The sequence below is a fragment of the Proteus vulgaris genome (genome assembly GCF_016239305.1).
Classification (GTDB): domain Bacteria; phylum Pseudomonadota; class Gammaproteobacteria; order Enterobacterales; family Enterobacteriaceae; genus Proteus; species Proteus vulgaris_C.
This window is the reverse complement of record NZ_JAEHOQ010000044.1, coordinates 1-11,037: the sequence shown is the minus strand read 5'-3', so window position 1 is coordinate 11,037 and position 11,037 is coordinate 1. Positions and strand designations below refer to the sequence as shown.

General features: G+C 36.2%; 9 protein-coding genes and 1 pseudogene. 3 read left to right on the top strand and 7 right to left on the bottom strand.

What is annotated here, in order from left to right:
• Positions 1-170: 170 nt before the first annotated feature.
• The 3 genes and pseudogenes from prc to JEP40_RS18670 form a co-directional block, all read right to left on the bottom strand.
• Positions 171-2,231, bottom strand: a pseudogene (gene prc, locus JEP40_RS18680) (carboxy terminal-processing peptidase).
• A 19-nt stretch (positions 2,232-2,250) separates the two neighbouring features.
• Positions 2,251-2,943, bottom strand: a complete 693-nt coding sequence (gene proQ / locus JEP40_RS18675; RefSeq protein WP_166541393.1) for an RNA chaperone ProQ — start codon at positions 2,941-2,943, stop codon at positions 2,251-2,253.
• Between the two features lie 95 nt (positions 2,944-3,038).
• Positions 3,039-3,536, bottom strand: a complete 498-nt coding sequence (locus tag JEP40_RS18670) for a GAF domain-containing protein (protein ID WP_198624768.1) — start codon at positions 3,534-3,536, stop codon at positions 3,039-3,041.
• Positions 3,537-3,802: 266 nt separating this feature from the next.
• Between JEP40_RS18670 and yebS the strand changes: the two genes are divergently transcribed.
• The 3 genes from yebS to JEP40_RS18655 all read left to right on the top strand — a co-directional run bounded on the left by yebS (position 3,803) and on the right by JEP40_RS18655 (position 7,785).
• Positions 3,803-5,071, top strand: a complete 1,269-nt coding sequence (gene yebS, locus JEP40_RS18665; protein WP_198624767.1) for a membrane integrity lipid transport subunit YebS — start codon at positions 3,803-3,805, stop codon at positions 5,069-5,071.
• Positions 5,013-7,331 (top strand): PqiB family protein, encoded by a 2,319-nt coding sequence (locus tag JEP40_RS18660; RefSeq protein WP_198624766.1) that lies wholly within the window; start codon positions 5,013-5,015, stop codon positions 7,329-7,331. Before yebS ends, JEP40_RS18660 begins: the two co-directional genes overlap by 59 nt.
• Positions 7,332-7,542: 211 nt before the next feature.
• Positions 7,543-7,785 carry a DUF1480 family protein gene (locus JEP40_RS18655; RefSeq protein WP_072070409.1) on the top strand — a complete coding sequence of 81 codons (243 nt, stop codon included), beginning with the start codon at positions 7,543-7,545 and terminating at the stop codon, positions 7,783-7,785.
• A gap of 306 nt (positions 7,786-8,091) precedes the next feature.
• On the opposite strand, the gene JEP40_RS18650 is transcribed toward JEP40_RS18655, so the two are convergent.
• From JEP40_RS18650 to ftnA, 4 genes are all read right to left on the bottom strand, one after another.
• Positions 8,092-8,433 carry a YebY family protein gene (locus tag JEP40_RS18650; RefSeq protein ID WP_198624765.1) on the bottom strand — a complete coding sequence of 114 codons (342 nt, stop codon included), beginning with the start codon at positions 8,431-8,433 and terminating at the stop codon, positions 8,092-8,094.
• A gap of 47 nt (positions 8,434-8,480) precedes the next feature.
• Positions 8,481-9,377, bottom strand: coding sequence for a copper homeostasis membrane protein CopD (copD, locus tag JEP40_RS18645; protein ID WP_198624764.1), 897 nt, complete (start codon positions 9,375-9,377; stop codon positions 8,481-8,483).
• On the bottom strand, positions 9,377-9,769 hold the full coding sequence (gene copC / locus JEP40_RS18640; RefSeq protein ID WP_109408636.1) for a copper homeostasis periplasmic binding protein CopC: 393 nt from the start codon (positions 9,767-9,769) through the stop codon (positions 9,377-9,379). The genes copD and copC overlap by 1 nt, the downstream gene beginning before the upstream one ends.
• Before the next feature lie 441 nt (positions 9,770-10,210).
• A complete protein-coding gene (gene ftnA, locus JEP40_RS18635; protein WP_072070414.1) occupies positions 10,211-10,714 on the bottom strand; it encodes a non-heme ferritin in 504 nt (167 codons plus the stop codon).
• Between the last annotated feature and the right edge of the window lie 323 nt (positions 10,715-11,037).

The following is an 11,037-nucleotide window of genomic DNA, read 5'->3' as shown; positions in this document are numbered from 1 at the left end:
AGCCAAAAAACATAACTAATTTATTTAAAACACATCTAGTAACTCACTTGATAAACATTGGTTAGTAAAACCTTTTTTATATCTTAATATAATTAAATATAAAAACCCCCAGTAGTTGAATAGTCAATTACTGGGGGTTTTTTTAAGTATCCGTTTTTATAACTGATAACTTAATTTAATAATTTTTTCGGCTTAAGTACTTTTGATAGGTCAACTGCAATTTTTGCAGTTTCATCTAAATAAGGATCTGGCCCTTCATAATCCTTAGGTAAATCATCAAGTGATTTTAACAAAGGCTTACCTTCTAATTTAAAACGCTCATTAATGCGATTTAATTTAATGGTCTCTAGCTCTTTGTTTTCTTTTTCTCTTTCAGCAAAATTTAAGATAACGAATTTATCTTCACCTTTTGCTTTAGCGTCATTATAGCGTTGAATATCATCAAAGATGTATTAGAATTCTCTGTCGCTTGCAATACGTTTAGTGTGCAGCTCCGTTAATGGCGCTAACGCTGTTTTCAATTTGTCTGAATATTCAGATAGCTGATAACTAGCAGGAGAAATACTATCCCAAGGTAATGCGTTATCTTCAAAGCTCTCGCCCATTTCAGCACTATCAAAACTTGGTAATAATAAATCAGGTGTTACCCCTTTAAGCTGAGTACTACCACCATTAATTCGATAGAATTTTTGGATAGTGTATTGTACTGAACCTAAACCTGGCCAATCAGGGCTAAGCATTTGATCGTAAACTCGCGTTAGAGGACGATATTGTTGAACGGTTCCTTTACCAAAGGTTTGTTCACCAACAATCAAAGCACGCCCATAATCTTGCATGGCAGCCGCAAAAATTTCAGAAGCTGAAGCACTAAAACGATTTACAATAACAACTAGTGGGCCTTTGTAGTAAACAACATCATCTCTATCAAAATCTTGTCGCACACGACCATTATTGTCTCTAACTTGCACCACAGGACCGCTTGGAATAAATAATCCTGACAGAGAAATAGCTTCAGTTAAAGCTCCACCACCGTTACCACGTAAATCAATAACTAATGACGAAACATTATCTTTTGCTACTTTTTGCAATTGAGTTTTTACATCATTAGTTAAACCAACATAAAAGCTTGGAATATCTAAAATAGCGACTTTATCACCATTGATGACTTTTTCTGTCAATTTAACAGCTCGGTCTTCTAAACGGATCTGCTCTCTCACTATCGTGATTGTTCTTGGTTTAGCGCCTTTTTCATCAGAGATGACTTCCAACTTAACTTGACTACCTTTCGGACCTTTAATCAAGGCAACTATATCATCAAGTCGCCAGCCGACAACGTCTACCATCGGTTTATTTTGTTGACCTACAGCAATAATTTTATCACCAACTTTCAACTCTTTACTTTTTGCGGCCGGCCCACCGGTCACCATCGAGTTGATCATAGGATAATCATCATCCATTTGTAATACAGCACCGATGCCTTCTAGAGAAAGGCTCATTTCAGAATCGAATGCTTCTGTATTTCTTGGCGATAAATAACTGGTATGAGGATCAATTTCGCGGGCAAATGCCGACATAATAATTTGAAAAACGTCTTCACTTTGGCTTTGTGTTTGACGACGCAAAGCGGCTTTATAGCGCTTAGTCAACGTTTCTTTAATTTCACTGTCTGTTTTTTCAGATAACTTCAGTGTTAACCAATCGTATTTAACTTTTTCATCCCAAAGCTTATCTAATTCAGCTTGAGTTTGAGGCCATGGCGCTTTCGTTCTATCTAACTCAAACTTATCTTGACCGGTTAAATCCATTGGCTTATTAATACGATCTAGCGCGTATTGAAAACGTTCAAAACGTCTTTTTTGCGCTAAATTGAAGAGATCATAAAGAGGTTGAAGCTCACCTTTTTTCAGGTATTCACCCACTTTTGTTTTTTCTTTATCAAATTGGGCAATATCAGACGCAAGCAATACATTGTGGCTATAGTCTAATAAGTTGAGATAACGATTAAATATCTTTTCAGAAAAGCTCGCATCTAGCGAAAACTGGCGATAATGAGAACGCTCAAAACGAGAGGTAACTCGTTCGCTCACAGTAGAGTGTTGTGGCTCTTGCTTTAATTCGGGTAACTGATCAATAGTTGCCATTGCTGGAGTGGCTGGTTTCTCAGCCATCACAACAGAAGTACCTGCTAATGTTAATCCGATTGCAAAAGCCACATTTAAAAGTTTGTTCATGCTCTGGTTGGCCTCCGTATCAGAACTTTAAATGTTCCGTGCGTACATTCATTGCCAAACCGTTAGGCAATTGTACACGTACACCCTCTTTTGCTATCTCTAGCACTGTCGCATTCATCACGCTACTACCAACGTTAACTTTCAGCGATTGACCAACAGTAAGAACTGATGTGTCTGTTACTGGAATTAACTTTTCAGTATTTTGGCGTGGTGCTTTACGAGGAGCTTGAGCCGCTTTTTGAGGACGAGGCTGCCGTTTTTCACCTTCTTTAGGTGTCTGACGACGCGTATTATTTGGCTTTTTCGCTGCCGGACGTTTACTGGTCTCCTTATCACCTTCAGCTTCGCGCTTTTTAGCACGTTGTTCAGCTCTTTGAGCTTGAACGCGCGCCTTGGCTTCTGCTAATTGTGTACGAGCATGTTCAATATGCTCAGCTTCCAGCTCGCCGCAGTCATTACCATCCAAATCGACACGTTTTGCCCCTTCTTTAACTCCATAAAGGTAGCGCCAACTTGAGGTATATAAGCGTAATGCGGAACGTAACTGTGTTTTGCTTAATTCAGCTTCATCTTTTAGAGCTTCAACAAGATCTTGAAAAATGCCAACTTTCAAAGGACGAGCTTCGCCCTCAGCAATAAAACACTTAGGGAAACGTTCAGCTAAAAAAGCGATGATTTCTTTACTACTATTCAACTTAGGTTGATTTTCCATGAAATTTCCTGATTACAACGGTTTTGCCAACCAGCGCAGGCATGAACAAGCGACATTATAATAGTGTTGCCAACAATTTCTATGGCAAACGCCTGTTAACTTACACAAAATTCACAATATTTTGCTGTATGACAAGTTTTTAAATGCTCGCAGAGCACGTCACACAACGCTTTAAGCCCATTTTCATCTTTTTTATCAAAACGATTAAAAATAGGGCTATCAATATCGAGAACGCCGATAATTTGTCCATTTACCTCTAGAGGTAGAACAATTTCAGACTGACTTGCACTGTCACAAGCAATATGTCCACTAAATTGATGAACGTCATTCACTCTTAAAATTCTGTTTTCAGAGTATGCAGTTCCGCAAACTCCTTTCCCAAAACCTATCCTGACACAAGCAATTTTACCTTGAAATGGACCAAGAACTAATGAATCACCATCATTAAGATAAAACCCTACCCAATTTATCGTATCTAACTTCTCGAAAAGAAGTGCGCTGGTATTAGCAAGTGATGCGATAAGATCATTTTCACCAGACAACAAGGCTGACAAATTATCAGTGAGTTCCTGATAAAAAAGCGAATTTGGCATCATTAAACCCTATTTACATAACTAAAATAGATAACATACTCGTAATTTAGCCTATTTTATCTTGAGGTTGAATACTCCATTTTCAAGAATTGGGTAAAAAAACGATAATACTCCCTTAATATCTACAAAAAAAATCAGACACTTATTATTGTAAAATGAAAGGCATAAATATAATAAAAATGATAACTTGTGAACCATTGAGTATAGGTACTTTTTTTTAGCTTAATCAAACGATAACTCTTAAGAAAGCTAACTTAGGCGAATTAATGAGCGACACAGAGAACAATATCGCAATTAAAGAAACAAAATCAATACGCTGCCAAGAATGTGACCATCTTGTGGCACTCCCTCTTGCGCTTAAGCGTGGAGAAGATGCGTACTGTCCACGTTGCCAAGCTAAGCTTGCCTCTTATCGAGATTGGTCTTTAACTCGTTTACTCATTTTGTCGATTACAATGCTAATCCTGGCATCTATTGCATTTACTCAACCATTAATCAAAATCCATTTATTGGGTACCATGATAACAGCCAATGTGCTTGATGGTATTCGTATGATGTCAGAGCAAGGCTCTCCTCTTACTGCAACTATGGTTCTCTTTTGTGCTGTCGCCGCCCCTCTCAGCCTTCCTATTGCTATTTTGTATCTTCATTTGGGTGCGCGTTTACGTTTAAATTTACGCCCGGTACTTTTAATGCTTGGCAAATTAAAAGAATGGGTAATGCTAGATGTTTATTTGATTGGACTGGGTGTTGCAACAATAAAGTTAGGTGATTACGCCACGGTTTATATTGGCAATGGATTAATTGCTTTTGTTTCTCTAATGCTACTGAGCTTATTGATGCTGATTAACATTAATATGGACCAACTTTGGCAACAATTTTATCCACAAAAAGAGATCCAGCGAAGCACTGCAACATGCCATGCTTGCCATTACCATTTTAAAAAAATACCTTCGACACATTGCCCACGTTGTAAATCTTGCTACACGCCAAGACAACCACTGAGTTTGCAGAAAACATGGGCTGCATTAATTGCAGCGATTATTTTATTATTACCTGCAAATTTATTGCCTATTTCTATTTTTTATTTAAATGGTCAACGCACCGAAGATACCATTTTTTCTGGCGTCATTGCCCTGGTAAATTCAGGTAATACCCCTATTGCTATTATCGTTTTTATTGCCAGTATTTTTGTGCCTTTTTTCAAAATTATTATTATGTTGGGTCTATTGTTGAGTATTCATTTTAATTCTCACACTCACCCTCTATTTCGTATGAAATTATACCGTTTTGTCTCTTGGATAGGACGATGGTCAATGCTTGATCTCTTTGTGATCGCACTGATGATGTCATTAATTAATCGAGATCAACTAATGACGTTCACAATGGGTCCAGCAGCTTTTTATTTTGGTACTGCGGTTATTCTTACTATCCTTGCCGTTGAATGGTTGGATAGTCGTTTACTATGGGATACTTATGCAACACGAAGAAAACGACGTTCAGGAAACACAAGCCCAAATACGCCGCAAGCGTAGAATTTCAACATTTTGGCTGCTTCCTGTTATCGCCATTTTTATTGCAAGTTGGTTGCTTTTCCAACATTGGCAAGATAAAGGCGTACAAATTACGATTGACTTTCAATCTGCTTCAGGGATTGTCTCTGGTAGAACTCCGATCCGCTATCAAGGCGTTGACGTGGGAATAGTTAAAGATGTCACCCTAAGTGATGATTTACGTAGAGTTATTGTTACAGCTGATGTACGAAAAAACCTTGCCACCGCATTACGGAAGAATACACAATTTTGGCTTGTTACACCTAAAGCGAGCCTATCAGGTGTATCAGGACTAGATGCCTTAGTAGGTGGTAACTACATCAGTATGCTACCCGGCGATGGTGAAAAGCAGTTTAAATTTATTGCTCAAGAAGTTCGCCCTCAAGCAAATATCGATAAAAACCAGCAATTAATTACCTTAACAGCTGATAAGCTGGGATCACTCAATGTTGACTCTCAAGTTTATTACCGCCAAGTTCCCGTTGGGAAAGTTTATAGCTACGCAATTCGTCCTGACAACCAAGGTGTTTTTATTGAATTAAGTATTGATAAACAATATGCACACTTAATTCGTCAAGATAGCCATTTTTGGAATGTCTCAGGATTCCAAGGTAATTTTAATTTAAAAAGTGGTGTATCCGTTAAAATGGAAAGTGTTTCTGCTTTAATTAACGGTGCGATAGCCTTTGATTCTCCTGAAAACAGTCAACCTGCACAAGAGAACCAGCAGTTTGTTTTACAATCGGCCACCTCTGTTGAGGCGGGTAAAGCAATATATGGTGAAGATGGGTTAATTCTTTCTCTAACTAGTGAAGAAAGTTGGGGAGTTGATGCAGGACAACCTATTCTCTTTAGAGGCATTACAATTGGCCAAGTCATACAACGTAATATAAGTGATGATGGTGTCATCTTCGATGCTATTATCGCCCCTGAATATAAACATTATATTTATGAGAACAGTAAGTTTGTTGCCAATAGTCGAATAAACGTCAATATGGGCTTGAATGGTATTGATATTCAGGGCGCTTCTCCTCAAGAATGGCTTGAAGGCGGTATTCATCTTATTCAAGGTAACAAAGGCACCCCTAAAGAACAGTACCGCCTTTATCGCAATGATTTTTTTGCTAAAGCAAGTATCAATGGTAATGAGCTACCGGTGACATTAACGTTAAAAGCCTCTAGCCTTCCGGGTATTCAAAAAGGCTCTGTTGTGCTTTACCATCAATTTCAAGTTGGTGAAATCACTGATGTCAGGCCATTAATGAATGAATTTGATATTGACGTTTATATATCCAAACAGTATCGCCACCTTCTTACGGAAAAGAGTGTTTTCTGGACAGAAGGTGCGGCAAAAGTTTCCGTCAATGGTTCAGGATTAACCGTTGAAGCAACACCATTAAATCGAGCCTTAAAAGGCGCTATCAGCTTTGATAACTTTGAAAATATCAATAATAATGCCTCACGTTACAAACTCTATTCTTCAGAAACCAGTGCTCGTGCAATTGGTGCTCAAATAACTTTAAAAACTTACGATGCTAGTAAGCTTTCTGAAGGCATGCCTATTCGTTATTTGGGCATTGATATTGGTCAGGTTGAATCATTGATCCTCTCGCCAGATAGAAAAGCAGTGACGGTTTCAGCAGTACTCTATCCTGATTACGTAAAAACATTCGCAAGATCAGGTAGTCGATTTGCTGTTGTCACACCAGAGTTAACAGCGTCTGGATTAGATAACCTAGACTCCCTTATTCAGCCATATATTAAAGCGGAACCCGGCAATGGTGGTGTTTATCGTCAATTTGAACTTCAAACATCTAACATTACAGACTCTCGCTATCTTGATGGATTAAATCTTATCTTAAATGCCACAGAAGCCGGCTCAGTACAAATTGGTACACCTATTTATTATCGAGGTCTTGAAGTAGGTGCTGTGACGGGGCTTGAGTTAGGAAACATGTCTGATAGAGTCTTAATTCACATTCGAATTAGTAAAAAATATCAATACCTTGTTAGAAATAATACCGAATTCTGGCTCTCTTCTGGATATAACTTCTCCTTTGGTTTAACAGGTGGCGTTATACGAAGTGGAACGTTTAAACAATTTATACGTGGAGGTATTACATTTGCAACGCCACCTTCCACGCCACTACAGTCAAAAGCGAAGCAGGAACAGAATTTCATTTTAAATGCAAAAGAGCCTAAAGATTGGGATGAATGGGGAACCGCGATACCAAAGCCATAAAATAAGATAATCCTTCCCTTATTTCCTGCTAGTTATTTAAAGCGGATCACAAAAAATGATCCGCTTTTTTTATTTATGAAATATATTTTGGAAATAGATTCCATTTATACTATGCTTAGTTTTGTTTGGTCATAAAGCATTATTTACAATAAATGCCACCAACAAAACACAATGGAACACAACAGAACATCGCCTAAGCTGGAGTTATAATATGAAGAAAACAACGTTAAAAATTGCTTGCTATGAAATTGAAGATATTACTTTGAAACACTCTTCCGATAATCAATTAACCTATATTCATATTCCATGTGATTATGATACAGAGTTTTGCATGCAACTAGATGGATGGGATGAAAACACGAGCATTCCGGCTCAATTGAAAGATAAAAATATTCTGCTTTATCGTCATGCTTATGACAAAGAAAATCACCATTGGATCTTAAAAGTGGCATAAGAGATGCTAAAGCCATAAAATAAAAAAAGCCAGATAAATCATTTATCTGGCTTAGGGAAAAGGCTCATTGTGAGCCGTGCGCTAAAAAGTAATTACTGATTACTGCGTAAACAAAAAAATCGAGAACTAACTCAGACCTTTCTATTTCACAACCTACTGTTAAATATTAGCTAACAATATGTAAAGATCCAGTAAACAACTCAATAGCTCACTCTTTTCTATTCAAAAAATAATTTCAGGTGAAATTTATATATTAAATCAATGCTATAGAAATAAAAAAAACACCTTTAATTATTAATCATTTGATTAATTACTTTCGCAAAGTGCTTTAAATGCGCTTTGAATAGCCTCTACTGATTTTTTCTTTTCAGGAGAGTTAGGATCTGGAAGTAAAATAATATCAATTAGCTGTGCCTTAACTTTTCCACTTTCCATCTGTTTCATAGCAATTTCATTAAGTGGGTACTGAACTAATGTCGCTGGATTAATCACAAACCAAGCACCATCAGCACGGCAATTAAGCATCACCTCTTCTCGTGTAAACGGCCAATCATCACCAAATTGAAGCTTACTCACAGTAGAAATTGGTGCGGAGAATGCTTGAAAAGAGAAAAGCATTAACATTCCCGCTAATACAAAACGTTTCATGTATATATCTCACTTAATAAATTAGATTTTTACGATTATATAACAATCTATACAGGTGAGTTAATCGCAAAGATGGCAACAGTAAAAATAACCATAGTTCCAAGTAATAGTTCAAACCAGCTATTAATTAGCAACCATTGAAAATTATTTTTCTTACGAATATGAGGCACCAAAACATAACGATTAATTACAGCTAAACCTAGCATTAACACAACTAAGCTGATTTTAAGCCATAACATGCTTTGATATTCTGATGATAAGTGTATTGCAGGCCACCCAGGAATTAGCATAACAGCACTAATAATACCCGTGATGATAACTAATAAAACAGCAATATGGCCAAATAGTGAAAATCTCTTCATTGTGCCAATAATAGGCTTGATCATCCCTTCTGCAAGTTCATCTTTATTACGCAAAAATTGTAAACATGCAACAAATGGCCACAAACCGCCAAACCAATACGCAGCACTAATAAGATGAATACTTTGATTAACTTTATAAAGGGTTGCTTCTGATCCTGTAAACATAGCACCATGTCCGATAGAAGCATGTAGGATCAACATAATTGACGCAATTATTAATAAAGAGAAATTACGAATATAACGTTGGTGTATAAATAATACAGCTAAAGCAAGAGTTGCTAACATCAGCTGCCATTGCCAAGTCTGACCAAATGAAGTGCCTAATACCGCTTTCCATACATCAAGTGACCAAGCATCCTCCCACCCATCTCCCATAATGCCAGATTGTACAGCCATCCATAAATAAGTCGTAACGAAGACTGTAATAGTACTGATAGCTAATGCAGGACGCAATCGAACCTGAATAAGAGGGATAAACTTATCTTTTGCAAGAATGGCAGCCGAGAAGCTCAGTCCGAACATAAACATGACTGCCACAAAATGAAAGAAACGGCATAAAATATAAACGTCTTCAGGTGTCATTATTTTACACTAAATTGATAAGAACCTTTTGTCTTGTGCCCATCAACAGAAACCACATTCCAATCAACTAAATAATTGCCTTCAGCCAGATCACTTTCTAAAGGTAATAATAATTTAGTGTTGTTAACTGGATCTAAACTCAGTTTTCCTACCGTGATTTCTTTACCTTCAGCATTTGTTACTTTAATTTTACTAAATGCAAGTTCAATGCCTTCAGAAAAATCTAGCGTGATAACTTTAGGTGCTTGAGACTGTTCAATAGCCGCACCTTCAGCAGGTAACTGTGATTTTAAATGTGCGTGAGCCAATGCTTGTTGATACGACATACCTAGGAATAAAACCGCAATGGCTGATAATTTACCCCAAGATGTCTTAAGTGTGTTTAATGACATAATAACCTCTTAAATTACAGGTGATTTTTTTATTTATAGAAATATTTTATAGCAAATTCACGTCAAGATCTCCGCTTCTTCATATTAGAAATAAAAGGTTGTGAACTAGCACTCAAAATATATGTTATTTAGAGCAGTTTCTGTTTCAAATATCACTCATTTTTACACTTCAAAAAAATATAATACCCACATTGACAGTCTAAACAGTTCAATACATAACCAAATTAAGTTAAACGTAAAATAAATACCCTGTATAAATAATACCCAAAAAATACATTTCGGATAAAAAACAGACAGTGCAACTGAAGGAAGAGATAGAAGAGATAAAAGATAAGAATAGAAAGGGGAATAAGATAGAAATAAAAAACGCCCTGCTATTCACTCATAGCAGAGCGTAATAATTCATTTATGAACTTAGACTATCTGAAATTTTATTAATAATTAAACATGTGCAGATGTTGATAATGTGTTCAGATCTTTATCTAACAAGAATAAAGCTTTACCACTGTCACCAACCATTGCTAATTTATCTAGGATTGATTTAAATAATTTTTCTTCTTCATGTTGCTCTGCAACATACCATTGTAAGAAGTTAAAGGTTGAATAATCTTGAGTAGTCATCGCAACATGGGCTAATTTATTAATTTCAGCTGTAATATGTTTTTCATGCTCGTAAGTTTTATCGAACAATTCAGATAGTGATGAAAACTCTGATGGTGGCGCTTCAATTGCACCAAGTAAAGGCATAGCACCTGTATCACTTAAATAATCAAATAAACGATGCATATGCTCCATTTCTTCACGAGAATGTGCTTTCAAAAACTTAGCAGCACCATCAAATCCTTTATCGTCGCACCAAGCACTCATTTGTAAATAAAGATTTGCTGAATAAAACTCTAAATTTAGCTGTTCATTCAATTTATTAATCATATCTTGATGTAACATATTTTACGTCCCTTACGATGAAAATTAACATTACGGATATTATGCACACTTAAAAATAAAAATATAGTTATTTAAATAGAGTTTATTTATTTTTTAATTAGTTAATCCGTAACAAAAATAAAAAGCAATCTCATTTGCAAAATAGTTTTATTATTTCACCAAAAGTTAAATGCTACTTATTATCATTAGCGAAAAAAGCCAAAAAACCTTGTAAGACATTGTAATAAATAATTATTATTTTAAATCAACTAGTAAGTTTAATTTGATTATTTTAGATCACAGAAACATTTAACTTTTATTGAATATAAATCAAAGGCTAAAAG